The organism is Cognatundibacterium squillarum (assembly GCF_014652435.1).
GTDB classification, from domain to species: Bacteria; Pseudomonadota; Gammaproteobacteria; order Burkholderiales; family Burkholderiaceae_D; genus Undibacterium; species Undibacterium squillarum.
Window position 1 is genome coordinate 1 of record NZ_BMYU01000011.1, and the last position, 24,624, is coordinate 24,624.

The following is a 24,624-nucleotide window of genomic DNA, read 5'->3' on the forward strand; positions in this document are numbered from 1 at the left end:
ACATTTATTGGCTGTTGATTGTTAAAGAACTGTATTCTTTTCTGCTATCGCTGCGAAGCGTTGTGTTCGTCAGCAGCAGAGAAACGAGATTATGACGGACATCCCGGCGTTTTGCAAGCCCCTTCGCTCAAAATCATTTATACCGGGATTGTCGCCAGCCCAATCTCACCGGTGTTTAAATTCCGCCGGACGTTTTTCGAGGAAAGCACGCATTCCTTCTTTCTGATCTTCGGTGCCAAAGGTTGCCTGGAACATGCGGCGCTCAAAATGCACACCTTCAGCCAGCGTTGTTTCGTAAGAGCGATTGACTGACTCCTTAATCATCAGCACAGCCGGCAACGACATGGAAGCAATCGTATTCGCTGCATTCAGGGCTTCTTCCATCAGCATCTCCAGAGGAACGATGCGGGAAACCAGGCCAGCGCGCTCTGCTTCAGTCGCATCCATCATACGTCCGGTCAGACACATATCCATCGCTTTGGATTTAGAAATCGCACGTGGCAAGCGCTGCGTACCACCGGCACCGGGAATAGTCGCCAGTTTAATTTCCGGCTGACCGAACTTGGCATTATCCGCCGCAATAATAAAGTCACACATCATCGTCAGCTCACAGCCACCGCCGAGTGCATAACCAGCTACCGCTGCAATCACAGGTTTGCGAATCGTGCGGATTGTTTCCCAGTTACGGGTGATGAAGTTCCCTTTATAGGTGTCCATAAAGGTGTAATCCACCATCGAAGCAATATCAGCACCCGCAGCAAATGCTTTTTCGCTGCCGGTCAGAATAATGCAGTGAATACCGTCATCCTGGTCAAATGCTGTCAGCGCGTGACCCAGCTCAGACATCAGCTGATCATTCAGCGCATTCAGTGCTTTTGGACGATTCAGGGTAATCACACCCACTTTTTCTTTTGTCTCTACGATAATGCATTCGAAATTCATGGGAACTCCTGTCAGTGATAAGGTGATGGCTTCAAAAAGAGCGTCATATACTCTGAGAAACCACCGGGTACATTAAATAGAAAGGCACAACGATGTGGATACTGTTACTGGAAGCCGGTGTCGCGATGCTGATCCTGGTAATGATTGTCTGGTGGACGATGTTCAGCAGCAAAGCCGACAAACGCACCGGTCAGCAAGACGACCAGCAATCAAAATAAGTCAGTGTAAGGTGCGTGGCAGAGAAAGCGTGAACTCCGGGATATCCACATCAAACCGGTGCGCGTCTTCCGCAACGCAAAAGTAGCTGCCGCGCATCGTACCCTGCGGCGTTTTCAATACGCAGCCACTGGTGTATTCAAAGCTTTGCCCCGGACGGAGAAATGGCTGATGCCCAATCACACCCAGGCCTTTCACTTCGTCACGATGGTTAGCCGCATCTGTAATCACCCAGTGACGGGAAATCAGCTGCGCCGGCACATCTCCGTTATTGGTAATCGTAATGGTATATGCGAACGTAAATTTCCCGTGATCAGGGTCGGACTGTTCTGCCAGATACTCTGTAACGACTGCGACTTTCATCTGATACTTGGTCATGAATAGCTTTCTGAGTAGTCCTGAATCAATGTGCATGCTGAAAATTGCACAATAGCATCACCGTATTTTGCCAGAGCTTCGCCCATCCGGCACAACGAGGCGCGGTAAAATAGAGCATCTTTTTCAGCAGGAAACAAATATGACTACCTACCGCATTGCCCCGAGCATCTTATCCGCCGATTTCGCCCGCCTTGGCGAAGAAGTCCGGAATGTCGTTGCTGCAGGCGCAGATATGATCCACTTTGACGTGATGGACAACCATTACGTTCCGAATCTGACTGTCGGCCCGCTGGTGTGCGAAGCAATTCGCCCGCATGTACAGGTGCCGATTGATGTGCATCTGATGGTCAAACCGGTGGATCGTATTATTCCGGATTTTGCCAAAGCCGGTGCCAACTACATCAGCTTCCATCCGGAAGGTTCAGAACATATTGACCGCAGCCTGAAACTGATCCGTGATCATGGCTGCAAAGCCGGTCTGGTACTGAATCCGGCAACGCCGCTGCATGTGCTGGAACACGTGATGGATAAACTAGATCTGATTTTGCTGATGTCGGTGAATCCTGGCTTCGGCGGACAATCCTTCATTCCGCACACACTGAAAAAACTGGCTGCAGTCAGAAAACTGATTGATGAATCGGGTCGCGACATTCTGCTGCAAGTCGATGGCGGCGTGAAAGTCGACAATATCGCAGAAATCGCAGCGGCCGGCGCCGACACCTTTGTCGCTGGCTCTGCAATTTTCGGAAAACCAGACTACGCCGCGGTAATCAGCGCAATGCGCGCAGAACTCGCCAACGTCTGATTCACGGATATCACCACCCCGCCGCCTTCAGCGCCGGGGTTTTGTATTTCTGTCTTTCGCCATCCCGCGTTTTACCTATCTAAAATTCTCACCATGCAAAAACTGCAGCCCGTCAAAGCCCTGATTATCGATCTCGACGGCACACTGGCCGATACTGCTCCCGATTTCGTTGTTGCGATAAATCAGGTGCGCGCTGAACTGGATCTGGCGCCGATGCACAGCGACGCTGTTATGCGGATGGTCGGAAAAGGAGCCGAGCACCTGATTCTGTCGATGCTGAAGCTGGAATATCCGGAAGATCAGGCAAACGCCAAGCATACAGCTGTACTGGAAAGATACTTCCATCACTACCAGGCGGTGAACGGTAAATACGCGCAATTATTTCCCGGCGTCAGAGAAGGTTTGCAGGCGTTGCAGCAACAAGGATTTCGCCTGACCTGCGTCACGAATAAATCGCTGCAGTTTGCAGAAGATTTATTACAGCTGACAGGTATCCGCCACCATTTTGAATTCGTGTTCGGCGGTGACAGCTTTGCCCGCAAAAAACCCGACCCGACACCGATGCTGGAAACCTGCCGGGCGCTCACACTTTCACCGGAGCAGGTTCTGGCGATCGGCGACTCGGAAAATGATGCACGCGCAGCCCGTGCCGCAGGTTGCCCTGTGCTGATTTTGCCATATGGATATAACCACGGCGAACCTATACAAACAATTGAAAGTGATGGTATAGTCGATTCTCTGATGGTAGTAGCTGAGCTGCTGGCATCAGTAAATACCCAATGAATTTCTCATTCAACATCACGAATGTTTCTCGATAACAAACGTCTGACAGTAATACCAGGTACCTATGAGGCCTGGCTATGGCGACGCTGGCAATTCTGAACCACTGAATGCCGCGAGTGGTTGTGCACATCCTTCGTACAACCACCCGTTTGTTAACTCTTCCCCCGTTTTATTTTTTCAACACCCGGTCGCGCTGCTGCCTGCTTTGGCACAGTTGTATCCGGGCGGCTGAGGAAAATCCATGACAGAACTCGAATTCAAATCGCTGGCCGCGCAGGGCTATAACCGCATTCCTATGATTGCGGAGGCGTTTGCGGATCTGGAAACACCGCTGACGCTGTATCTGAAACTCGCTCAGAGCAAAAATTACGGCAAAAATACCTTTTTGCTGGAATCCGTCAAAGGTGGCGAACGCTTTGGCCGCTACTCCTTTATCGGTCTGACCGCTACCACGCTGATCCGTGCCACAGGTAATCAGGTTGAAGTGGTGCGTGATGATCAGGTGATTGAACAACACGACATGAATCCGCTGGATTTCATCGCGGAATATCAACAGCGTTTCCGCGTCGCAACGCGTCAGGGCTTGCCGCGTTTCTGCGGTGGTCTGGCTGGTTACTTCGGTTATGACGCTGTGCGTTACGTTGAAAAACGTCTGGCCGGCAAAGCGCCGAAAGATGAACTCGGTATGCCGGACATTCAGCTGATGCTGACTGAAGAAATTGCCGTCATCGACAATGTCTCCGGCAAACTGTATCTGATCGTCTACGCCGATCCATCCAAACCGGAAGCTTTTTCTCTGGCGAAACAGCGCCTGCGCGAATTGCGCGCCATGCTGCGTCGTCCGGTGGATGTTCCGGTGACTTCTGCCTCTGTGCGCACAGAAAGTATCCGCGAATTCAAAAAAGAAGATTTCCTGCAAGCGGTGCTGAAGGCCAAGGAATACATCATGGCCGGCGATCTGATGCAGGTACAGGTCGGTCAGCGTATTAAAAAGCCGTATGTGGATTCGCCGCTGTCTCTGTACCGCTCGCTGCGCTCGATCAATCCTTCGCCTTACATGTATTTCTATAACTTCGGTGACTGCCAGATCATCGGCGCATCGCCGGAAATTCTGGTGCGCAATGAAGCACTCAGCGATGGCAACCGCAAAGTTACGATCCGTCCGCTGGCGGGCACCCGTCCACGTGGTGCGACTGCAGAACTGGATGAGCAACTTGCAAAAGAATTGCTGGCCGATCCGAAAGAAATCGCAGAACACGTGATGCTGATTGATCTGGCGCGTAATGACATCGGCCGCATTGCCCAGACCGGCAGTGTGCGCGTCACCGAGCAAATGGTGATCGAAAAATATTCCCACGTGCAGCACATCGTTTCTAACGTTGAAGGCTTGCTGCGTCCGGAACTCAGCAATCTCGATATTCTGAAAGCCACCTTCCCTGCCGGTACCTTATCCGGCGCACCGAAAGTTCGTGCGATGGAATTAATTGATGAACTGGAGCCGGTCAAACGCGGCGTCTACGGCGGTGCCTGCGGTTACCTGTCGTTTGGCGGCGAAATGGATCTGGCGATTGCCATCCGTACCGGTGTGCTGAAAGACGGCATGCTGCATGTACAGGCTGCAGCCGGTGTGGTGGCTGATTCGGTACCGGAAATGGAATGGCTGGAAACAGAAAACAAAGCCCGCGCTGTATTGCGTGCTGCTGAACAAGTGCAAGACGGACTGGATGGAGAAATTTAAATGTTACTGATGATCGATAACTATGATTCGTTCACCTATAACCTCGTGCAGTATTTTGCAGAGCTCGGTGAAGATGTCCGTACTTACCGGAATGATGAAATCACGATAGAACAGATCGAAGCGCTGAAACCGGATCACATCTGCATTTCGCCCGGCCCGTGCACACCGAAAGAAGCCGGTGTGTCGATTGCCGTGATTCATCACTTCGCCGGCAAAATCCCGATTCTCGGTGTCTGCCTTGGCCATCAGAGCATAGGCGCTGCATACGGCGGCAATATCATCCGCGCCAAAGAAGTGATGCATGGCAAGACTTCCGCGATTGCGCATACCGGCGTCGGCATTTTTAAAGATATTCCAAGTCCTTACACCATTATCCGTTATCACTCGCTGGCGATTGAACGCGCCAGCTTGCCGGATTGCCTCGAAGTCACGGCATGGACAGATGACGGCGAAATCATGGGCGTACGACATAAAGAATTTAATTTACAAGGCGTGCAATTCCATCCGGAATCGATTTTGTCCGAGCATGGTCATGCCTTACTGCGCAATTTCCTGAAAGGAGAGCAGTGATGGTGATTTCTCAGCAAGAAGCATTAACCCGCTTAATCGAACACCGTGAAGTGTTTCACGATGAAATGCTGTACCTGTTCCGCCAGCTGATGGGCGGAGAATTATCGCCGGTAATGATTGCGGCAATCACCATGGGCTTGCGCGTGAAAAAGGAAAGCATCGGTGAAATCACCGCTGCAGCGCAGGTCATGCGTGAATTCTCGACCAAAGTACCGCTGGCAAATAATAAGCATCTGATTGATATCGTCGGAACAGGCGGTGACGGTGCACATACGTTCAATATTTCGACCGCATCGATGTTTGTGGTGGCTGCTGCCGGTGGTCGCGTTGCTAAACACGGTGGCCGCAGTGTGTCTTCTTCATCCGGCAGTGCGGATGTACTGGAAGCGCTGGGCGCGAATATCAATCTGACGCCGGAACAAATCGCACAGTCGATTGCACAAACCGGCATCGGCTTTATGTTTGCACCGAATCATCACGGTGCGATGAAGCATGCAGCGCCGGTGCGTAAAGAACTGGGCGTGCGGACGATTTTCAATATTCTGGGCCCGCTGACCAATCCGGCCGGTGCACCGAATATTCTGATGGGCGTATTCCATCCGGATCTGGTCGGTATTCAGGTACGTGTATTGCAGCGCCTCGGTGCGCAGCATGCGCTGGTGGTCTGGGGGCGTGACAATATGGATGAGGTATCGCTGGGCGCGCCAACCATGGTGGGCGAACTGGTGAATGGTGAGATCCGCGAATATGACATTCATCCGGAAGACTTCGGCCTGCAAATGGTGTCGAACCGTCAGCTGCGTGTGGAAGGTGCCAGCGAATCGCGCGAAAAAGTGCTGGAAGTCTTGCGCGATACCGATGGTCCGGCACGCGATATCGTGGCGCTGAACGCGGGTGCGGCCTTGTACGGCGCCGGTGTGGCAGCATCGATTGCGGACGGCGTGAAAAAAGCGCAGGAAGCGCTGGCTTCCGGTGCGGCACTGAGCAAACTGGAACAGTTTATTCAGGTTACCCGCCAGCTGGGAAAATAAGTCAACGGAGTCGGTATGTCAGATATTCTGAATAAAATCCTGGCGGTGAAGGCGGAAGAAATTGCGGCTGCCAAAGCGCAGTTATCCGCCGCCAGCCTGCAGGCACAGGTAGAGCAGGATCAGGCGCTGCGCAGCAATCTGCGTGGCTTTGAACAAGCAATGCGCAAGCGGATTGCTGCCGGTGATCCGGCGGTGATCGCTGAAATCAAAAAAGCGTCGCCATCCAAAGGTGTGCTGCGGGCAGATTTTCATCCGGCAGACATTGCCAAAAGCTATGCGGCACATGGCGCAGCCTGCTTGTCCGTGCTGACCGATGAACAATTCTTTCAGGGCAGTCCGGCGTATTTGCAGGCAGCGCGTGCCGCCTGTGATTTGCCGGTGCTGCGCAAGGATTTCATGATCGACACCTATCAGGTGTATCAGGCCAGAAGCTGGGGCGCGGATTGTATTCTGCTGATTGTGGCGGCGCTGGAACTGGGGCAAATGCAGGAGCTGGAAGCCTGCGCCCATGCGCTGGGGATGGATGTACTGGTCGAAATTCACGGTCAGGATGAACTGGACGCGGCACTGCAACTGAAAACGCCGCTGTTAGGCATCAACAACCGCAATCTGCGCACGTTTGAAGTCAGTCTGGATAACACACTGCAACTGCTGGATCAGTTACCGGCAGACAAACTGGTGGTCACTGAATCTGGCATTCTGCAGCGCGCAGACGTGGAAATCATGCGCAAAGCCAACGTCCACAGCTTCCTGGTCGGCGAAGCATTCATGCGGGCAGACAACCCCGGCGCTTGCCTGCAGCAATTGTTTTACTGAGCAAATTCGGTACGGGTCTGTGCAAATATCGTCATTTGATATTTACAGAGGCCCGGACTTTCTGCCGACGACCGCCGGATGGCTGTGCTGAAGTCCGCATTTGAGGCAAAACGGGCATTTTTCGGGTAGAAAAAAGATGGCAGAGCGGCGGAAGAAACGCTGTGGCAATACGCATCAACAAACAGTCCATTGCCAATGCCAGCCAGACGGTTTCTCCCAATCAGCAGCCGCCCGGCATCAGCTGCAACACGCTCTGACGCTGAAGTTCAACCACCCGTTATCAACAAAGGGCACTTAAGAAACGAAACAACGCCCGGCATAAGCAATGCCCCACGCTCATTACTTTACCGTTTTAATGCCAAAATGCGGTGTTCGGCACAGCAACCCGGCTGTCGTCGGCAGAAAGTCTCGGCTTGCGGGAAATTGAAATGACGATATTTGCACATAGGTCAGAATTAACTCCGATTTATGTTTTTTCAGCAACTCAGGAGCGCTCCCAATCGGCGCATTGTAATTCGCCCTACGGAGTACGTCTTACGGCCTTGCGCAAATTCGAGACGGAATTCAGGACTGAATGTCGGTCGCGTTGTTTATTCGTTATTTCACCTAATTGCTTACGGGGTGCTGCATAACACCTCTAATCAGGTGGCTAAATTCAGTATGCCACTACAAGTACCCAGTCCTGCGAGCCGTGTATGTTGAAAGAGGAGTTATAGCAAAGATATACTGCAGCAATGTCCGAAAGTGAACGAAATAATGGCAGATATACTACTAACAACGTCTCAAGCCGCTGAGTTTCTTGGGGTTACGCCTTCAAGAATTAGGCAGCTTATCCTTGAGAACAGGTTGCCCGCCATGAAGGTTGGCAGAGATCAGCTTATTAAAAAATGTGATTTGGAGCTTTTTGCTGAAATACCGCGAGCAAGGACAGGGAGGCCTCCGCAAACATGATCTAACGCTTGAGTTAGGACATATTGTGCGTTACAATTTCTTTGAAAAAATTTTAGGTGCGATATGAAAACAGCGATCTCCCTGTTTAGTGGTATTGGTGGCTTGGATGAAGGACTTCATCAAGCTGGTTTTGCGCCTTTATTTTGCTCAGAGCTTGACGATAACGCATTCAAGACTTTGCGGCACTGGAGTGAGCGACGAGGGGTTTCGCCACTATTTGGTCGCGATATAAACGATATTGACCCTGCCGCATTAAAAAGAAAATTGGGACTAAAAGCTAGTGAGCTGGACTTATTGGCAGGAGGGCCACCATGCCAGTCATTTTCCTTGATCGGTAGTAGGAGGGCAATGAATGATGACAGAGGGTTGCTACTCCTGAAAATGGTTGATTTTGCAAGGATCTTTAAGCCGAAAGCGGTATTGATCGAGCAAGTTAAGGGGTTGCTTAGTGCTAAAGGGGCAGACGGTAAAGCAGGGTCAGCAATACAGTCAATTATTAGTGATCTAGAAGAAATTGGATATGCTGTAAATTATAAAGTTCTTCGAGCTGCGGATTATGGCGTACCTCAACTACGCGATCGTGTATTTATCATTGGCCTTTTGGGAGGAAAGAAATTTTCTTTCCCAGAGCCTACTCACTTCGATTGGGAAAAAAAACCACATCAAAAAGGACTATTTACATCATCAAACCGGTACCTTACTGTGAAGGACGCTATTGGCGATCTCCCTCCGCCTGTAAAAAAAGGGGCTTTGGAAATTATCCCAAGTCATTTAGACATTACCCCAGCTAGAGATATAGAACGAATAACTGGAGTTCCTGAGGGTGAATGCCTTGCACGGCAATTGCATCTACCCGAAGACCAGCGACAACGTCTCAATCCCGAAAAAGATACAACAAAATTTCGTCGGATGTCATGGGATAAACCTGCACTAACATTACGTGGTGGTGAAGCATTTTATCACCCAACAGATAATCGTTATTTAACACCTAGAGAATATTTGAGAATTCATGGCTTTCCTGATGATCATATTATTTTTGGTCCAATTCGAGGTAGAAGCGGTAGTGTAAAAGACCTAGATCAACATAGACTTGTCGCTAATGCAGTTCCACCACCACTTGCAAAAGCGGTGGCGGAAGAAATTTTAAATCAACTAAAGTTTAAAGTTTGATAATTGCAGATAGCTCACGCCTTAGTACTGCCTTAAGAAGTTCTCTTTTCTCTGGGTATATTTTTGGGAGGAGAATGTCTGTACACTCATCACTTCCGTCGAGTTTTATGCCAGAATTCTTTTCAACATAGCTTGAAAGAGTTAGGGCGTTTTCGCCTTTTTTGCCTTGGCTGTATTTCATGCTTAGGAAGTTTACCTTTCCGCTTTTGTGCTCACTTTGCGAAGAAGACTCGATACTAAGCTTTGTTGTTAACTCAATATTTTTAAGCAATTGATCTTGAACTAGCCAAATCGTCTTACCCCCCCAGAATTCGGCTAATGCTGATTTTGCAAAAAGTTGCGTTGCCATCCTTCCCCAGACCTGTCGTTTATTAATTCCCGGACAGTTATGTATATTTCCAAGTATTGCTGATGTAAAAGAGGATGCAATATCTGTTCCTGCTGCTGTATCTGAACCTGATGTGCTTGCGGTCATTACTTCAATAATAAATGGCTCATTCAAATTAGGGAAATACTTAATGTTTTTGTTGGGGTCAAATTTCCCAGAAATGTATTTTCCGGTTTTTGCAGACTTTTGAATTTCTTCAATATCGGAAACAGCGGCTATATCATGAAGGGCTATTGCTTTCGAGAAAGTGATATCCCGCTCAATTTTCGAAATGATAAAATCAAAGTGGTAATTAATTGAAGCTTCATCATCTCCATATTGCAAATAGACTTCAGACCAGACGCCTAGCTCTACATTCTGTGGTAGTCCTGCCGCAAGAAGTGCTTCTTTCTCATGCAACTTTAATGATTTGTTTACTGATATTTCCTCTGGACGTGATTTGAAACCCAGAAGTCTTCTAGGGCAAACAATCCATACATCATTTCCATATTCTATAGAGCAAATACCTGGTATTACTGATGAAAGATCAGAATCGAACTTATCTCTCAATGGAGAGTTGTCGAGTCGAATTTTAGTTTGATGACGATTTCCACCGCCATCGCAGGTGCTATCCGTAAATGGGCAATAGGCCGATGCTCTTTCAGACACGACTTTGGGCGAGTTGTCATATACATCATTCCCATAGACTTCATAAAACTTTGGCATGTATCTCTCTTTTGAATGTTTTGACGCCTACGTGGTTTATAGGGCTTGGCATTGGGTCTTAGCCCTACGATTGTCGCTACTTGTCGTGACTTACACAAGATTACTACATTCATCAAACTCGCCTCTTTAGCCCAGGCTAACCTTCCATCGGTATTTAGTTCACCATCAGGCGAATGTAATACAGCGAAATTCTCTTGATTTTGTTTCTTTGTCGAGTCTTCCAAATATTGAACCGGCGACCGGTAACCTAATGTCGAATATTACCGTGTAAAGACCTGCGGTTCTGGCTGTTCTGATAATTACACGTCTAACAACACCACTTTGTGCCAGTTTCCGCATTTGCTTTTCACGGACAGCCAGACTTTCTGCCGACGACCGCCGGACTACTGTGCCAGAATCCGCATTTGAGGCATTTTCGGGCTGCGGCGGGCACTTTGGGGCAATTCGGGGGCAAGCGAAGATACGGACAGGCCGTCCTACGCTCAGATTCAGGCTCAGCAAGTGCAGGAACCACGAGCAGATCGCATTTTCCACAGCAGCTTTCCTGCAAAACAAAACGGCGCACTGATTGGTGCGCCGTTTTGTTTTCTGCTGTCAGACCGGTTTATGCACCGGCCGGAACATCAGCGTTTGCCTGCTTTACGGAACGTCGGGCGATGCGTCTGCAGCGCGGCCTTAGTGCCATCCAGCAAACGCAATTGCTGCGCCGGCACATCGTCCGCCTGCAGGGTGGCTTTGACGATAATCAGCTCATCGCGACGGAATGCGTGAATTTCTACCGTTTCACCAACGCGGTAACGCGCCAGCTGACTGTTTAAGCCATCCGCAGCATCGGCGGCTGTCACACGCAGGCCATTGATCGCCACCAGAATATCCAGTGCGGACAAGCCCGCCAGATGCGCAGCGCGGCCTTCGAAGGCACTGGCGATTTTGCAATCGTTACCGTCTTTCACCACGCGCACACCCAGACCGGCTTTGACCGGTACCGGCACTTCCAGCGAGACGCCGAACGGTGCGTACAGTTTTGCCAGCGGCACGTCTTCGGTGCCGTATACATGTTTGCTCAGGAATTTGCGCAGATCGACGCCGGTGACTTCTTCAGCAATTTCAGCAAATGCCAGTTCCGGCACACCTTGTTGTTTGCCTTCGGCAGTCAGCGTGTAGAAATCGCGGCCATAACGCTGCCACAGTGCGCGCATCACATCATCCAGCGATTTTTTACCGGCAGTTTCTGCGCGGATCGTCAGATCCAGACCCAGTGCGACCAGTGAGCCTTTGGTGTAATAGCTGACAATCGCGTTCGGGGAATTTTCATCCTGACGGTAGTATTTGGTCCACGCATCAAAGCTGGACTCCGCCACACTTTGTTTCAGACGACCACTGCCGCGCAGCACGCCGTTAATCGTTTTGCTGACCAGTTTCAGGTAAGCCGCTTCATCGATCAGGCCGGAACGCACCAGCATCAGATCGTCGTAATAACTGGTGAACCCTTCAAACAGCCACAGCAGGCTGGTATAGCTTTCCTGACGCAGATCGTAGTCGGCAAACACCGCCGGTTTGATGCGCTTCACATTCCATGTATGGAAATATTCATGGCTGCACAGACCGAGGAAGGCTTTGTAGCCTTCGCTCATTTCCGGATTGTGTTTGACCGGAATGTCGTTGCGGTTGCAGATCAGCGCGGTCGATGCGCGGTGCTCCAGACCGCCGTAGCCCTCGCCCACCACCATGGTCATGAACACATAACGGTCCATCGGTGCTTTGCGGGTTTTCGGTTCGAAGAAGGCAATCTGCGCTTCACAGATTTTCTTCACATCGGCCACCATGCGGTCCATGTCCATATTCGGCACACGACCAGTGATCACGAAGTCATGCGGAATGCCGCAGGCGTCAAACGAAGCGATCGCGAATTCACCGATTTCCACCGGATGGTCAATCAGCTCGTCGTAATCCGCTGCAATATACGTACCGAAGCCGTAACGTTTTGCTTTCAGTTCCGGCAGTGAAGTCGCCACGCGCCAGGTTTTGCAGGCCGCATCCGGCGCACGCTGGATGTCCACGACGTGCGCTTCGCGCTCTTTGCCTTCTGCGCACAGGAACACACTGGTGCCGTTAAAGAATGCATGGCTCTGATCCAGATGCGCAGCACGCACGGACAAATCCCATGCATAGACTTCGTAACGCACTTCCAGCGCTTCTTTGCAGGCTGCCGCTTTCCAGCTGGTTTTGCTGAGCTTTTTCAGCGCAACTTTTTTGCCGCCGCTGCGTGCCTCAATACGAATGATGTTGCGCGCAAATTCGCGCACCATGTAGCTGCCCGGAATCCAGACCGGCAGACTCAGTACCTGTCCGGCAGGATCAGGATGCTGTACCGTCAGGCTGACTTCAAACAGATGACCGGCCAGATCTTTCGGCACGATCGTATATGCCACTGCAAACTGCTTATCCCCGGTTTGGTTTCTTTTTAATGTTGCCATTTTCGACAATCTTTCTGTATTTCTGTGTTATGTACAACCGTGTGCCGCGCTCAGTTGCGCACGTTTGCCGCGATAAACGTCAGGATCTGGGTCGTGACCACAACGCGGGTCAGCTGCAGACGCAAACGGATAAACCAGTCCGGCATGTGATACGCCTCGTACAGTTTTTTATCGATTTTGTAAGAAGCGATAAATCCGGCTACCTGCACAATAAAACCGACCAGCATGTTACCGATGGAAAACCAGCCGATCAGAATCGGGATCACACCCCAGATCAGCGCCTTACGGGTTTGCTCATCGTTATCATCACGCGCCATGATGGTTACACCCCAGTGCAAACCACCGAGGAAAGACAAAATCACAATGCCGTACACCAGCTGCGCTTTAATGAAATAACCAAGCCAGTCCGGATGCACGACCCAGCAACCCAGTGTCATCAGGAAAAACGGGATCAGTCCAACCAGACCCAGACGGGTCAGCAACTTCTGATTTTGTACATGCATCATGTCAGCACACGTCACTTTCATTTCAGGATTTTCCGGATTGCCGGATCAATCTGACAGAGATTTCACCGTAAATACGTCAATTCTGAAAATTTTTTATCAAAAAAAGGAAAACGCTATTCTAGGGGCAAAAAGCACGGCGGAATACAGTTATGCAAAAAAGCTGCACTGCATTTCCGTGTTCCGCCACACTCTGTTTATTTCAGGGAAACTTACTGTTGTCATTCTGGCTGCCGGCCGCCTGCAAATCTGCGGGAAAATCAATATCCTGCACGACACCGGCATCTGTCACCGGCACCTGCAACAGCGGGAAACTGCGTAACAAAGCCTTTGCACCCTGATCACCTTCCAGTGCCATCAGTTGCGGGTACAGGGCTGCAGGAAACCGCACAGGATGTCCGCCCTGTTTCTGAAAGACCGGCTGCACCACACAGGATTCTCCCTGTGCTGCCTGCGCCAGCAATTGCAGGGTTGCTTGCTGCACAAACGGCATATCGGCCAGCGCGATCATCACCGATGCGCTGTCAGCTGCTGCCGCAACGCCCGCCGCCAGACTGTGTCCCATCCCATGCTCTGCCCCGGCACACAACACGATCTCACAGCCGGCTTGTGCGAACAGCGCAATCAGTTCCTGCTGTTCAGGACGCACAACGGCGATCACACGGGCAAAGATGCTGCAGTACAAGGAGGCAGATTGCGCGGCAACACGGTTTCCGGATGGTAAAAAGGCCAGCAGCTTTTGCTGCCGGCCTTCTGCATCAAACCGTGTTCCCTTCCCTGCTGCCAGCAATACTGCCGTACATGCGGCGGCGGAAATCCGGCTCATCGCTTATCGTTTTGGCGCCTGACCAATACTGGCAAACTTTTCTTCCAGCGTTTTCGCATCCACTGCACCCGGAATACGGGTGCCATCAGTAAAGAAAACTGCCGGAGTACCGTTCACATTCAGCTTACGGCCCAGTGCATAGACTTTGTCGTGGGGTGTCACGCAATTTGCCGGTGCAGTAGCCGTCGGCATTTTGCCGCTCAGCATCCACTCATCCCAGGCTTTATTGCGGTCAGATGAACACCAGATGTTTTTCGATTTAGCAACGGAGTCTTCCGACAGAATGTTGTACATGAAAGTGTACACAGTGACGTTGTCCAGGCTGGCCAGTGTTTTACGGAAGCGTTTGCAATAACCGCAGTTCGGATCTTCAAACACAGCGATCACACGTTTGCCGTCGCCTTTAACCATTTTCAGTGCGGAATCCAGCGGCAGATCGGAGAATTTGATCTTATTCAGTTCTTCAACACGGTTGCGCGTATAGTTTGTGCCGGATTTTGCATCCACCACATTACCGACAAACAGAAACTGGGCCTTTTCATCGGTATAAATAATATCGCCGCCGACGCGCACTTCAAACAAACCGCTGTAGGGCGTTTTTACGACGCTGTCGACTTTGACACCATCGCCCAGACGCGGCTCCACCAGTTTTTTCACGGCCTGTTCCTGCGCTGTCTCCGCCATCACACTGCCTGCCAGTAATAACAAACCGGCAAATACACCTTTTTTCAGCATTTCATATCCTTATTATTCCGGTCGCGGATAATCTGCTTATCCGCGTCCCATTGCATGGGAAATCAACCGGTTTTTAATGACAGGCAAGCGGTCCAGCAAATGCATGCCAGCCTTTCTTGCCAGACGTACCGGTGCCAGATCTGATCCGAACAAACGGGCCAGCCCGTCGGTTGCCACCTGCATCAGCAATACATCTTCTTTGCGTGCACGGCGGTAACGTTCCAGCAAACGGCTGTCACCGCAATCTTCCGTATCGCCTGCACGTCCGAGTATCCGCAGCAGATCAGCCACATCGCCAAAGCCCAGATTCATACCGTGCCCGGCCAGCGGATGCACCACATGCGCAGCATCCCCCACCAGTGCAACACGCGGAGCGATCAGGCTTTGTGTACGGATCAGGCGCAAAGGGAATGCCTGTACATTCTCCGGCAACACCGGCGAGAGCTTACCATGAGTGGCATAACAGTAGTGTTCAAGGCGGCTGATCAGATAATCCATACCGCCGCGTACCAGCTCGTCTGCCAGCAGATCCGGTGCCGACCAGACCAGCGATACACGCTGTCCCGGCAAAGGCAACAATGCAATGATGCCCAGATCTTCAACAAACCACTGATGCGCCACGCCATGATGCGGCAGACTGGCCTCAAAATTCGCGACCACGCCTTTTTGTCCGTAAGAACGGTAGCTGATGCCAATATCACACTGACCACGCACCCAGGACTGCGCGCCATCCGCACCGATCACCAGCTTGCTGCGAATCTGCGTACCGTCCTGCAAAGTAATGCAGGCGTGATCCAAATGCTGCTGCAATCCGGTTGCCGTTCCGGCGACGGCCTGAACACCCGGCACAAAGCGCATTGCTGCGTCCAGCGCCAGCATCAGATTACGGTTCTCCAGTATCCATGCCAGTTCGTTACTGCGCGCACCGTAAGCGTCAAAACCCAGCTGACCATCCTGTAACTGCTCACCGCCTTTCACATGCATCGCAGTTACCGGCTCAATACGGGCTGCATTCATCGCATCCCATACGCGAATTTGTTTCAACAGGGTATGCGCTGTATGGTTCAGTGCAAACACGCGCACATCCCAGTCTTCAGAAGGCAGCACCGGCGCCAGTGACGGACTTAACACCGTGACCTTCCAGCCCGACTGCGCCAGCGCCAGCGCTGCAGCACGTCCGACTGCACCGTTACCGACTACACAAATATCGCTTTCATACACCTGAGCAGACATGATTTCATCCTGGCTGAGATTAAAGATGCGCCATTATACGGCAGCCATCTGCTGCTCAAAAATGCGCTAGCGCAAGCGCATACAGCGCAGAGATTTCCTTTTTTTACCCGCGGCTCTTGCAAAACCCCTCCCACTTCCCTATAATGCGTCCTCGTTGGCCTGGTAGCTCAGTCGGTAGAGCAGAGGATTGAAAATCCTTGTGTCGGTGGTTCGATTCCGCCCCGGGCCACCAAGATTTAGTATAAGAAACAAGGGCTTACAGCGATGTAAGCCCTTTTTCTTTACCTACTAAAGATTGTTGAGTCAACAGAGTGTCAACGAAAACTCCCCCCTCTATTACTTGTTATCATTTAATATCCTAAAAAATACAATTGAGGATATTAAATGGAACAACAGTTTGTCCAAAGACGAGCCTACTACAAGCGAGGCGTCTTCCTAGCGAAAGATCATCGATCCAATCTCCAAGACAGTCTTTCTCAAGCACTAATGGATTGCAAAACTCTGGGCAAGCGAAAAGAAAGTCTTGGCGAACAAAGTAATAATGTTCGCGCAATTATTTATCATCGTTCATTTAATAATATTCTTTTTGGAATCCTTGCTTCTTATGAAAGAGGCACGCACCAACTAACAATTGCAGAGGATGATGAGGCAGAAATGTTATCTGTTGAACAGGTTTCCCCTCCAGAGTCATCAGATAACAAAAAGCGTGAGTTCCTTGAAGGCGTTTGCTATTTTGCAATCCTTAAGAATCATGTTGCCATTGTGCAATCAACATCATTGCGCAGCAAACACCTCGAGCGGCACCTAAATTGGCTCTTACTTAAAGGCAACGTAATAACGCAGGAAAATCGCATTAGTCTTTCAGACTTCGTCGTTAAAGCCACACGCGAAAAACTAGAGAAATTTCACGTCAAAGAGTTCGAGATTGGCAGTCCTCTGATTGAGATGGATCCTCTCGACGCAATAAGTGAGCAAATTAGTCCAACAAAATCATTAGCCGAATTTGCCGGCAGGGGAGTCAAAGCACTTCAACAGTTCTTTTTTGAAAACCAGCTAAATGCCTTGAAACTTTCTGATGCTATTGATGGAAATATTAATGTCGCTGTAAAAGTAAGCTATCGACGAACCACTACTTCCAGTGGTCATGCACTATTAGATACGTTAGCAAATGCCGCAAGACATCTTGATGAAGATGAAGTGAAATTAAAGCTAACTGACGGTAGTACCGTAAAAGGTAGTGAGTTAAAACTTTCAAAGAATTTGAGAGTAGAATCATTCAACGGAGTTCCCAATCCAGACAGTATTTTCCCTAATATGTCTGAATGGCTCCGGTCGATTTTGGATAATCAAACTATTGATCCATGACAGTGTTCCGGTCAAATTCAGGGTTCACATATGCAAACTCGTTGCTGGGTGTGCTCCTATTTTGCCTTTTTTTTGCGATGGGTTACATCTCTCCAGCATTCCTCCGGGAATCATTTATTCAAGCAATTTTGAAATTATTGGTTTCTACGAATGTTGCAATTTGGGGCTTTGCCTGGCTGGCTTACGGAAAGCTATCAGACACGACAGATGTAACCGCTCTAGACTATATGCAACATCGTAGACTTGATGAGATTATTAGAAAAAAAAATGAGAGATTTTGGAAGTCTGCATGCATCCTAGTAATTGTGGCAATTGTCATGGTACTTCCATCTATATATGCCGATTCAGCGATAGATATTCCACGCATCACCTATGGTGCATCATTTTCCGCTTACGCATTTGCCCTCATCTTTTTTTTCTCATCAATTAGGCAACTAGAAGAGATTAGGGAGTTCAAGTCAAAAATCAAAGAACAGGAGCGGCAAGAGAAATTACGTAGTGAGCAACTACAGAAGATAACTTCCACCGATACAAAGCCTTGGGAAACTGATCCAAATTTGAACGGGTTCAGGAAAAACTAAGAATTCAAATTCGATAACGGGTTTAGCCTTACAGCCTCCTGTAAGTGCTCTGGCGCCAAATGCGCGTACTTCATTGTCATTGCTAAGCTACTGTGACCCAATATACGCTGCAGCGTCAAAATATTTCCCCCATTCATCATGAAGTGACTTGCAAATGTATGGCGTAATACGTGTGTAAGCTGCCCATCCGGCAGTTCGATCCCACTCCGCTGAATTGCACTTCTGAAAGCTGCTGCCGAACTTTTAAACAACCGACCGGCAATGCTTTGATTCGCTGTATCCTGCAATTCTGCCAATAACTCCTCACTTATCGGTACTGCACGACTTTTCCCTGACTTCGTCAAAGCAAACTGCAACACCCCTCTTTGAATTTGCGTGTTTCGCAACTCTTCAGCCTCACTCCAACGTGCCCCGGTTGAAAGGCATATTTTCGTAATTAAAATTGCATCACGATTTCGCCCCAGCTCAAGCTCACTCAAAAGTCGCTTAATCTGCTCATCCGTCAGAAAAGACAATTCCCTCTCTTGAATCTTGAATTGGCGAATATTCGCCAGAGGATTTTCTGCTTTCCAATAGCCAAGCCGGGTGAGCTCGTTGAATACCGACCTCAGATAGGCATGTTCTCGATTTAGATTATTTTGCGAAATCCCCTCTTCCATTCGCTTACGCCGGTAATTCGCAAACATTTCGGGTGTAAAGCGATCAGCTAATGGATCACCTAATGCAACGCAAAGATGCTTCAGTCGGCTGTAAGTGTTTTTGCCAGCACGAAGGCCGGAGCCATGATGTTCAAACCAGATATCAACAAGTGCAGAAAGGCTTCGCAAATCTCGCTTTGCTGGTTGCCATTCCGGCGCCTCAATGACTTTTGTTTTTAACCAAGCCTCGTAAGCTTTTGCCTCGGCTTGTGTTTTGAAAGTTTTGCGAAAACGTTTTCCGCCACGCCCGCCCGGCTGGCTATCAACCAACCAGCCTGATTCGCTCTTTTTAATCACAACAGATACTCAATTCTATTTATGCAATTGTCCATCCAGCAAATCATGCACTAATCCTTTGATGCCCCAAAGTTCTTTAGCTGAATAGATAAATCAAAGTCTTCAAACGAGACATAATCAAGCTTATCTCGTTTAGTAAGACTTGCTTCTATCTCCTCATTTTCAATTTTCACAAGAGATCTCTCTTGCTCCTCTCTGATCTTTTTTTCTCGATATGCTTCTTGCAACAATGAATAAAAATGCTCAACTCTTTTTTGGCTCAGACTCAAATCGATATCACCCTCTTGCTTAGATCTTAATCTTGATAGGTGAATACATTTGTCAAAATAGCTGTATGCAGCAGTCCGGTCCCTCTTCCGAAAACTCCGTTTTATTATTGCCTTCCCTTCCTCATCCCTTGTCCAAATGTCGATCATTTCTGCATCAGGCCTTTGATGGCCGTGATCGCTGTCGGCTATTCCTGTAGCTAACCAAAACGCATATCTCGGCCAAATCATCGAGAGCATCTCAATCATTTCAACCGTTGGCCGCTGCCCGCGCGTGTATGCCTTCCTCCAACTTACTGCTGGAATCCCGGACATATCTTCAAGACTTTTGAATTTCGTTTTGGACGGAATACAAAAATCTATTAACTCGATAAATCGATCTGTAATTTTCGACATGAATTTTTCTTGACGCAAGTACAAACAGAACTTATATTAGTACACATGGTACGAATATAAGAACAAAAGGTTCTTTTTTGGGATTTTTGAGTAAACTTTTACGTAAACATTTCACTAATTATGGGTGACCTTCCTAAATTTGACCAGTTAACGGGAGTAGCGCTGCCAATGAGCGCCACTCTAATGAGCCGAGAAAAGTTCGCTGACATGATCGGTATTCCGGTAGGTGTTGTAGTGGGATGGTGCGATCGAGGCTATTTGCCGGTAGTGCCTATTGGCAAATATTCATTAATCAATGTCGCCTTACTTCACAAGCAATGCCTCGCAAGGGAGTTTTCATTATGAGTAAGGTAAAAACCCTGGCGCAGGAAACTACGCAAGTTCGCGGCAAGCGTCAGTCCGCCCGCAGCGGCGCATGCCGCGAGGACGGCCTGACAGGGCGCCGCGAAGCGCCAGGGCAAGAGCGCGCCGGAGTGAAAAAATACCCCCCCACAGTAAACACGGGGGAACGTTCAAAACTGGACGCGCACTCAAATATGCTCAGAGTCGAAAAGTATGAGCAAGATAGTGATTTAATTAGCAACTATCAATCACCTGCTTCCGCTCCGATTCAGCTATGCATGAGAGATGGAAAAATCGTCATGCAAATGATCAGGATTCCAGCTCAGTCAGAGTGCTGCACGATTGATACCGTACGAATCACCATGAATGAGAAAACCGTCTTCAATAAAGTAGGCGGCTCGATGATCTCCGACGACGACATTGCACGTGGCTTTTCAAAATGCATTGAAGAAATCTTCGGCTTTGGTATTACCCGCCAGTACGAAAAAGGACGTGATTTTTTCTCATTTGCATGGGAGCTTGGTGATAATTATGGTCACTTTGCAATGGGTGGCATCAGGCAACGCGATTCCGTTTTAATTGCGATTAATGGACAAGGCTGCCTCGCCGCAAAACCCGGTTGGGAACTACGCCTCTACCAATTCATAACGTCATCGGATTGCATCTCACCCCGCATTACGCGTGTGGACTTGGCACACGATGATTTTGAAGGCGCACAGTTTTCAGTGCATGACTTTGATCGTGTGTGGGAAACGGGTGGATTTGACCGCTTCGGAAATCGTCCAGAACCTCACAATTACGGCCCTTGGAAAAATAACGACCCTCAGGGTAAAGGTCTTACTTTTTACGCCGGCACAAAAAGCAGCAGTCAATTATTCCGTGGCTACGAGAAAGGTAAGCAATTAGGCTCACCTTTTAGCCCTTGGGTTCGCGCTGAAGTTCAGTTCAGTAACCGCGACAAAATTATTCCCTTTGAAATCCTCATAGATCCGTCCAGTTACTTCGTGGCTGCGTATCCAATACTGCAGCAATACAGTCCGCAAAAAACAGGCAAGCGCACGACAACGACCAAGAAAATGGCTGAAGCCGGCGTAGAGCATTTCACGAAATATACCAAGCTCGGATACGGCAAATTCATTCGTATAGCCAGACAGTTATACGGGGATTCAGCCTTTCTCGACATGGTGCAATCAGACACTGACGATTGGCCATCGCGCCTTCGGATTCCCAATTACGAGTTTTCACCAACACCGATTCACAAGCAACAAATGCCTGAGTCGTGTGTTCCTTTCGCTGTAACTGCATCGGATTACGGCTATCCCGATGACACCAGTTCTATGTATAGCCATTACATACCTCAATAGGAACCGTCATGAAATTTCAAACAGAACTCAAAGTACTCGGCATGAAATCAAGCAAAGGCAAGATGGATAACGGCATGGAATTCGACAGCACAAAAGTGTATGTCGAAACACCGCTGGATGATTCTAAAGGCAACGCAAAAGGCTGTTCTGTTGCCGAATACAACCTCGGCCTGGCAGAAGAGTTCAATAAGTACAAGCACTTGCCATTTCCATTCATGGCAACAGCAACCGTTGAAGTGGTTGTCAGCGGTAAAAATCAGAAGATGCAACTGTCAGATCTCAAGCCAGTCGAGATGGCAAAACAACAGAAAGCTGCCTGATTATGCGGCGCGTTTTCATTGTTCAGGACAGAGAGAGCGCGCTGTTTCTTTGTCCTAAATATGGTGATGTTGGATACACCCAATGGCTACACGAAGCCGGGCGATTTGATGACGAAGAGTCTGCTGTAGAAACGGCAAATTTCCATTGTACAGAGGGTTTTAACGTCTCTTCGTTCTTTGAACATACCAACATCTTGAATTAACGAATTTATGGCAAATGGATCATTGCAGACCGTCGTGATTTGCTCCCCAGCTACTACGGCAAACGCAACGCAACAAGCGGTTTGTCCGAAGATAGGGACGCAGTTTTATGTACCGACAAAAGTACAGGCGTACCTGCTTGATCCAAGCCAGCAGAGCAAATTTGATGCAGCGTTTGGACCGTTTGACTATGCATATGCATCTGCAATCTGGACATTTGCATTCAGCACTGTCGTCGGTCTGTACTTTGTATCACACGGGATCGGTCAGGTTCTCGGCATTGTTCGCCGGGGGTGATTGTGCGACTGGGCGCGTTCCCAGATTTTTAAACTTGGAGTTTTAGCATGAACAAAAATATTCAACGCGGTTTGGCATTGGTAGGTGCTTTTGTTGTTTCCGGTGCAGCGATGGCTGCAGATGGACCAGATCTGTCCCCACTGACCAGCTCCGTCAACTTTTCATCGGTCATCACTGCAGTACTCGCAATCTCTGCATCTCTGATGACGCTGTATCTGGCAATTAAAGGTGCGCGTACCGTTATCTCAATGGTTCGCGGCAAATAATCTGGCCGCATCAAAAAAAAGGGGGGGCCACCCCTTTTTTCATTTGGAGAAAAGAAAAATGACGATCAATCAGCTTTGGTACTTATTCATGTTCGCATTTGGAATTGTTTGCGGCTGGGTTGTTGTCGCCGCTTTAAAAAACTAGGAGGCAATATGTGGGAAATTTTCCTGAATTTGCTCGGAGTTCTTTTCATCATTTACTACGCGGTGGCTTTCGCACTCATCTACCACAATGAAGAGAGTTCACCATTTTGGGCAGCCTTGGTCGGACCTGTATTTATCCCATTTTGGATTGTCTATGAATTCAAACGTCGCATCGCTGAAGTCGCCATCGCCTATGCCGCCATCATCCTATTTATAGTTGTGTTTTTTAAAATTATTTTCTGGCTCGCGGGGATTTTTCGATGAACTTCGTCTATCGTCACAAGAGAGCCATTCTGTGCGGCTTAGTTTGCGCTACGCTGCTTGCGCATCAATTCCCAGCTCAGTCCCAAGCGCTTCCGGCACCCGCTGCAAATTTTGTAGTGAATAGAGCAATTGGCGGAGTGATTACAAGAGTTGCTGTTGCACGTGGATTCGCAGCAAACGATCCGAGAATTGCGGCAACATTAACAGGTGCATCTCAATCGCTCACAGCAGTAAACGCAGTGTCAACTGTTGCCGGGGTTACTCTTGCCATCGCTGGCGCTCCTGTTTGGTTAACGATTGCGGCCAGCTTAGGCGTTTTGGCAGTAGGTGCCGCAATTGTTGCGGGAAAATCGACTATCAAATTGCAAAATGGCGGGATTGTCTTTTCTGAAGGAGTGCAATCTAACCCTACTCCCTATACGCCAGTAGCAATAACCAACTCTCAAAATTTCTATCAACGCTTTGCAACACAGGGTTTGAAAATCTATAAAGATGCGTACTGCAAGCCATCACAGTTTTGCAATCTCTTTCCATTATTGCCCAGTGAACCGATTCTATTTAAATGGACACTGCCAGTCGTTGACCCTGTCTCACATGGATACGCATATGCAATTTTTAATAGCCTCGAAGATCTAACCGCAAATTTCCCCGCCTTCGATCTGATAAAACCTAATGTTGGTAGGGCGGTTGAGTCTGATGTAGGGCCGATCATCCGCTCCTGGTCATGGCTGGTTCCGCCATACTTTGAATTTTCTGCAAACGGATCTCCACGGCTTCTTGGACAAGGACTCATAAAAATTCAATGCATAGACATTCGTGATGACTGTTTAGAGTGGCAAAACGGAAAAACACCTTCCCCTTGGAACTCTCAAACTGCAGAAATTCAAATTGGATCTATCGATATCGCAGTGCCATATAAGAATTTGGATGATGCGAAGAGGGCAGTATCGCCTTCCATCAGACAGCAGCCCTTATCAGACAGTGCTTTGGCAAAATTGGCTGATCAAGCATGGAAACTCGCAGCGTCAGCACCCGGCTATAAAGGATTGCCATATTCAGTGACCAGTCCTATTACAGAAACGGATGTGGCAGGCTGGCGCGTTGAAAACCCGAAGGCTGTTCCTGTTGTCGAAGACTTGTTACTGCCTGCGAATTCAGCAGCAGCTACTGAAGTTGTAATCAGTCCGGTAGCGAACGCGGCTACTCAGCCTGAGAACCCGAAAAACCCGGATCCTAACGCCATTTATAACGTTGCAGTCGTCAATGCACCTCGTGTTGATCTCGGCGGAGATCCACAGGTCGCATCGCCAACACTCACCGATGCACCAACAGCAGACTCCGCAATTTCACCGCTGACTCAGCTGTTTCCTGAACTGAAAAAATTTCAGGTCCCTCAACATGCATCTGAGTGCCCAAAACCAGAGTTCGATGCCTTCGATAAGCACTTCGTTATTGATACACACTGCAATTTAGCGCAGCAACACAGTGCCACGATTGGCAGCATCACATTGCTCATGTGGGTAATCATCGGCATTTTAATTTTGCTTTCAGCGTGA

26 protein-coding genes and 1 tRNA gene are annotated in these 24,624 nt (G+C 49.0%); 17 read left to right on the forward strand and 10 right to left on the reverse strand.

Annotated elements, in window-relative coordinates; all coding sequences use genetic code 11:
* Positions 1-165: 165 nt before the first annotated feature.
* Positions 166-942, reverse strand: a complete 777-nt coding sequence (locus tag IE092_RS16795) for an enoyl-CoA hydratase (protein ID WP_189358536.1) — start codon at positions 940-942, stop codon at positions 166-168.
* Positions 943-1,034: 92 nt separating this feature from the next.
* Between IE092_RS16795 and IE092_RS18970 the strand changes: the two genes are divergently transcribed.
* Complete coding sequence (locus tag IE092_RS18970; RefSeq protein WP_268249286.1) at positions 1,035-1,160, forward strand: hypothetical protein; 126 nt, start codon at positions 1,035-1,037, stop codon at positions 1,158-1,160.
* A gap of 1 nt (position 1,161) precedes the next feature.
* On the opposite strand, the gene apaG is transcribed toward IE092_RS18970, so the two are convergent.
* The gene (gene apaG, locus IE092_RS16800; protein ID WP_189358538.1) at positions 1,162-1,536 is read right to left on the reverse strand and encodes a Co2+/Mg2+ efflux protein ApaG; all 375 of its coding nucleotides are present in this window, start codon (positions 1,534-1,536) and stop codon (positions 1,162-1,164) included.
* A 139-nt stretch (positions 1,537-1,675) separates the two neighbouring features.
* On the opposite strand from apaG, the gene rpe reads away from it, so the two are divergent.
* The 8 genes from rpe to IE092_RS16840 all read left to right on the forward strand — a co-directional run bounded on the left by rpe (position 1,676) and on the right by IE092_RS16840 (position 9,400).
* Entirely contained in the window at positions 1,676-2,341 is a 666-nt protein-coding gene (rpe, locus tag IE092_RS16805) for a ribulose-phosphate 3-epimerase (RefSeq protein ID WP_189358540.1), read from the forward strand.
* Between the two features lie 93 nt (positions 2,342-2,434).
* A complete protein-coding gene (locus tag IE092_RS16810; RefSeq protein ID WP_189358541.1) occupies positions 2,435-3,124 on the forward strand; it encodes a phosphoglycolate phosphatase in 690 nt (229 codons plus the stop codon).
* Positions 3,125-3,365: 241 nt separating this feature from the next.
* Positions 3,366-4,862 (forward strand): anthranilate synthase component I, encoded by a 1,497-nt coding sequence (gene trpE / locus IE092_RS16815; RefSeq protein ID WP_189358543.1) that lies wholly within the window; start codon positions 3,366-3,368, stop codon positions 4,860-4,862.
* Positions 4,863-5,432, forward strand: coding sequence for an anthranilate synthase component II (locus IE092_RS16820; RefSeq protein ID WP_189358545.1), 570 nt, complete (start codon positions 4,863-4,865; stop codon positions 5,430-5,432).
* A complete protein-coding gene (gene trpD, locus IE092_RS16825; RefSeq protein ID WP_189358547.1) occupies positions 5,432-6,463 on the forward strand; it encodes an anthranilate phosphoribosyltransferase in 1,032 nt (343 codons plus the stop codon). The genes IE092_RS16820 and trpD overlap by 1 nt, the downstream gene beginning before the upstream one ends.
* Before the next feature lie 15 nt (positions 6,464-6,478).
* Entirely contained in the window at positions 6,479-7,279 is an 801-nt protein-coding gene (trpC, locus tag IE092_RS16830) for an indole-3-glycerol phosphate synthase TrpC (RefSeq protein ID WP_189358548.1), read from the forward strand.
* A gap of 756 nt (positions 7,280-8,035) precedes the next feature.
* Positions 8,036-8,230 (forward strand): helix-turn-helix domain-containing protein, encoded by a 195-nt coding sequence (locus tag IE092_RS19050; RefSeq protein WP_189358550.1) that lies wholly within the window; start codon positions 8,036-8,038, stop codon positions 8,228-8,230.
* A 63-nt stretch (positions 8,231-8,293) separates the two neighbouring features.
* Positions 8,294-9,400: a DNA cytosine methyltransferase gene (locus IE092_RS16840; RefSeq protein ID WP_189358552.1), complete on the forward strand. Its 1,107-nt coding sequence runs from the start codon at positions 8,294-8,296 to the stop codon at positions 9,398-9,400.
* Here the strand turns inward: IE092_RS16840 and IE092_RS16845 are convergent.
* The 6 genes from IE092_RS16845 to IE092_RS16870 all read right to left on the reverse strand — a co-directional run bounded on the left by IE092_RS16845 (position 9,390) and on the right by IE092_RS16870 (position 16,267).
* Entirely contained in the window at positions 9,390-10,493 is a 1,104-nt protein-coding gene (locus tag IE092_RS16845) for a hypothetical protein (RefSeq protein ID WP_189358553.1), read from the reverse strand. The two genes, IE092_RS16840 and IE092_RS16845, sit on opposite strands and share 11 nt — an antisense overlap.
* Positions 10,494-11,116: 623 nt before the next feature.
* Positions 11,117-12,970: a M61 family metallopeptidase gene (locus IE092_RS16850; protein WP_189358555.1), complete on the reverse strand. Its 1,854-nt coding sequence runs from the start codon at positions 12,968-12,970 to the stop codon at positions 11,117-11,119.
* Positions 12,971-13,020: 50 nt separating this feature from the next.
* Positions 13,021-13,497, reverse strand: a complete 477-nt coding sequence (locus IE092_RS16855) for a DUF3429 domain-containing protein (protein ID WP_229793233.1) — start codon at positions 13,495-13,497, stop codon at positions 13,021-13,023.
* 178 nt (positions 13,498-13,675) lie between these two features.
* Positions 13,676-14,299, reverse strand: coding sequence for a nucleotidyltransferase family protein (locus IE092_RS16860; protein WP_189358557.1), 624 nt, complete (start codon positions 14,297-14,299; stop codon positions 13,676-13,678).
* A 3-nt stretch (positions 14,300-14,302) separates the two neighbouring features.
* A complete protein-coding gene (locus IE092_RS16865; RefSeq protein ID WP_189358559.1) occupies positions 14,303-15,034 on the reverse strand; it encodes a DsbC family protein in 732 nt (243 codons plus the stop codon).
* 36 nt (positions 15,035-15,070) lie between these two features.
* Positions 15,071-16,267 carry an FAD-dependent monooxygenase gene (locus IE092_RS16870; protein WP_189358561.1) on the reverse strand — a complete coding sequence of 399 codons (1,197 nt, stop codon included), beginning with the start codon at positions 16,265-16,267 and terminating at the stop codon, positions 15,071-15,073.
* Between the two features lie 156 nt (positions 16,268-16,423).
* Here IE092_RS16870 and IE092_RS16875 point away from each other — a divergent pair.
* The 3 genes from IE092_RS16875 (at position 16,424) to IE092_RS16885 (ending at position 18,213) form a co-directional block, all read left to right on the forward strand.
* Positions 16,424-16,499, forward strand: a tRNA-Phe gene (locus IE092_RS16875).
* 152 nt (positions 16,500-16,651) lie between these two features.
* The gene (locus IE092_RS16880) at positions 16,652-17,632 is read left to right on the forward strand and encodes a hypothetical protein (protein WP_189358563.1); all 981 of its coding nucleotides are present in this window, start codon (positions 16,652-16,654) and stop codon (positions 17,630-17,632) included.
* Positions 17,633-17,673: 41 nt separating this feature from the next.
* Positions 17,674-18,213 (forward strand): hypothetical protein, encoded by a 540-nt coding sequence (locus IE092_RS16885; RefSeq protein WP_229793234.1) that lies wholly within the window; start codon positions 17,674-17,676, stop codon positions 18,211-18,213.
* Here IE092_RS16885 and IE092_RS16890 read toward each other — a convergent pair.
* Together IE092_RS16890 and IE092_RS16895 are read right to left on the reverse strand one after the other, a co-directional pair.
* Positions 18,210-19,208, reverse strand: coding sequence for a phage integrase (locus IE092_RS16890; RefSeq protein ID WP_189358567.1), 999 nt, complete (start codon positions 19,206-19,208; stop codon positions 18,210-18,212). The genes IE092_RS16885 and IE092_RS16890 overlap by 4 nt on opposite strands.
* Positions 19,209-19,258: 50 nt before the next feature.
* Positions 19,259-19,870 (reverse strand): hypothetical protein, encoded by a 612-nt coding sequence (locus tag IE092_RS16895; protein WP_189358569.1) that lies wholly within the window; start codon positions 19,868-19,870, stop codon positions 19,259-19,261.
* Positions 19,871-20,211: 341 nt separating this feature from the next.
* On the opposite strand from IE092_RS16895, the gene IE092_RS16900 reads away from it, so the two are divergent.
* From IE092_RS16900 to IE092_RS16920, 5 genes are all read left to right on the forward strand, one after another.
* On the forward strand, positions 20,212-21,576 hold the full coding sequence (locus IE092_RS16900) for a replication initiation factor domain-containing protein (protein ID WP_189358571.1): 1,365 nt from the start codon (positions 20,212-20,214) through the stop codon (positions 21,574-21,576).
* An 8-nt stretch (positions 21,577-21,584) separates the two neighbouring features.
* The gene (locus IE092_RS16905; RefSeq protein ID WP_189358573.1) at positions 21,585-21,896 is read left to right on the forward strand and encodes a hypothetical protein; all 312 of its coding nucleotides are present in this window, start codon (positions 21,585-21,587) and stop codon (positions 21,894-21,896) included.
* 545 nt (positions 21,897-22,441) lie between these two features.
* Positions 22,442-22,660 (forward strand): hypothetical protein, encoded by a 219-nt coding sequence (locus IE092_RS16910; RefSeq protein ID WP_189358575.1) that lies wholly within the window; start codon positions 22,442-22,444, stop codon positions 22,658-22,660.
* A 153-nt stretch (positions 22,661-22,813) separates the two neighbouring features.
* Positions 22,814-23,068, forward strand: a complete 255-nt coding sequence (locus IE092_RS16915; RefSeq protein ID WP_189358577.1) for a hypothetical protein — start codon at positions 22,814-22,816, stop codon at positions 23,066-23,068.
* The gene (locus tag IE092_RS16920; protein WP_189358580.1) at positions 23,065-24,624 is read left to right on the forward strand and encodes a hypothetical protein; all 1,560 of its coding nucleotides are present in this window, start codon (positions 23,065-23,067) and stop codon (positions 24,622-24,624) included. Before IE092_RS16915 ends, IE092_RS16920 begins: the two co-directional genes overlap by 4 nt.

Excerpts from the sequence above, each read along its gene's own strand:
- IE092_RS16900 (WP_189358571.1), top strand. The coding sequence starts at position 20,212 with ATGAGTAAGGTAAAAACCCTGGCGCAGGAAACTACGCAAGTTCGCGGC.
- IE092_RS16895 (WP_189358569.1), bottom strand. The coding sequence starts at position 19,870 with ATGTCGAAAATTACAGATCGATTTATCGAGTTAATAGATTTTTGTATT.
- IE092_RS16905 (WP_189358573.1), top strand. The coding sequence starts at position 21,585 with ATGAAATTTCAAACAGAACTCAAAGTACTCGGCATGAAATCAAGCAAA.
- IE092_RS16845 (WP_189358553.1), bottom strand. The coding sequence starts at position 10,493 with ATGCCAAAGTTTTATGAAGTCTATGGGAATGATGTATATGACAACTCG.
- IE092_RS16865 (WP_189358559.1), bottom strand. The coding sequence starts at position 15,034 with ATGCTGAAAAAAGGTGTATTTGCCGGTTTGTTATTACTGGCAGGCAGT.
- IE092_RS16795 (WP_189358536.1), bottom strand. The coding sequence starts at position 942 with ATGAATTTCGAATGCATTATCGTAGAGACAAAAGAAAAAGTGGGTGTG.
- IE092_RS16880 (WP_189358563.1), top strand. The coding sequence starts at position 16,652 with ATGGAACAACAGTTTGTCCAAAGACGAGCCTACTACAAGCGAGGCGTC.
- apaG (WP_189358538.1), bottom strand. The coding sequence starts at position 1,536 with ATGACCAAGTATCAGATGAAAGTCGCAGTCGTTACAGAGTATCTGGCA.
- IE092_RS16850 (WP_189358555.1), bottom strand. The coding sequence starts at position 12,970 with ATGGCAACATTAAAAAGAAACCAAACCGGGGATAAGCAGTTTGCAGTG.
- IE092_RS16840 (WP_189358552.1), top strand. The coding sequence starts at position 8,294 with ATGAAAACAGCGATCTCCCTGTTTAGTGGTATTGGTGGCTTGGATGAA.
- trpD (WP_189358547.1), top strand. The coding sequence starts at position 5,432 with ATGGTGATTTCTCAGCAAGAAGCATTAACCCGCTTAATCGAACACCGT.
- IE092_RS16855 (WP_229793233.1), bottom strand. The coding sequence starts at position 13,497 with ATGAAAGTGACGTGTGCTGACATGATGCATGTACAAAATCAGAAGTTG.
- trpC (WP_189358548.1), top strand. The coding sequence starts at position 6,479 with ATGTCAGATATTCTGAATAAAATCCTGGCGGTGAAGGCGGAAGAAATT.
- IE092_RS18970 (WP_268249286.1), top strand. The coding sequence starts at position 1,035 with ATGTGGATACTGTTACTGGAAGCCGGTGTCGCGATGCTGATCCTGGTA.
- trpE (WP_189358543.1), top strand. The coding sequence starts at position 3,366 with ATGACAGAACTCGAATTCAAATCGCTGGCCGCGCAGGGCTATAACCGC.
- IE092_RS16915 (WP_189358577.1), top strand. The coding sequence starts at position 22,814 with ATGTGGGAAATTTTCCTGAATTTGCTCGGAGTTCTTTTCATCATTTAC.
- IE092_RS16870 (WP_189358561.1), bottom strand. The coding sequence starts at position 16,267 with ATGTCTGCTCAGGTGTATGAAAGCGATATTTGTGTAGTCGGTAACGGT.
- IE092_RS16860 (WP_189358557.1), bottom strand. The coding sequence starts at position 14,299 with ATGAGCCGGATTTCCGCCGCCGCATGTACGGCAGTATTGCTGGCAGCA.
- rpe (WP_189358540.1), top strand. The coding sequence starts at position 1,676 with ATGACTACCTACCGCATTGCCCCGAGCATCTTATCCGCCGATTTCGCC.
- IE092_RS16910 (WP_189358575.1), top strand. The coding sequence starts at position 22,442 with ATGAACAAAAATATTCAACGCGGTTTGGCATTGGTAGGTGCTTTTGTT.
- IE092_RS16820 (WP_189358545.1), top strand. The coding sequence starts at position 4,863 with ATGTTACTGATGATCGATAACTATGATTCGTTCACCTATAACCTCGTG.
- IE092_RS16810 (WP_189358541.1), top strand. The coding sequence starts at position 2,435 with ATGCAAAAACTGCAGCCCGTCAAAGCCCTGATTATCGATCTCGACGGC.
- IE092_RS19050 (WP_189358550.1), top strand. The coding sequence starts at position 8,036 with ATGGCAGATATACTACTAACAACGTCTCAAGCCGCTGAGTTTCTTGGG.
- IE092_RS16920 (WP_189358580.1), top strand. The coding sequence starts at position 23,065 with ATGAACTTCGTCTATCGTCACAAGAGAGCCATTCTGTGCGGCTTAGTT.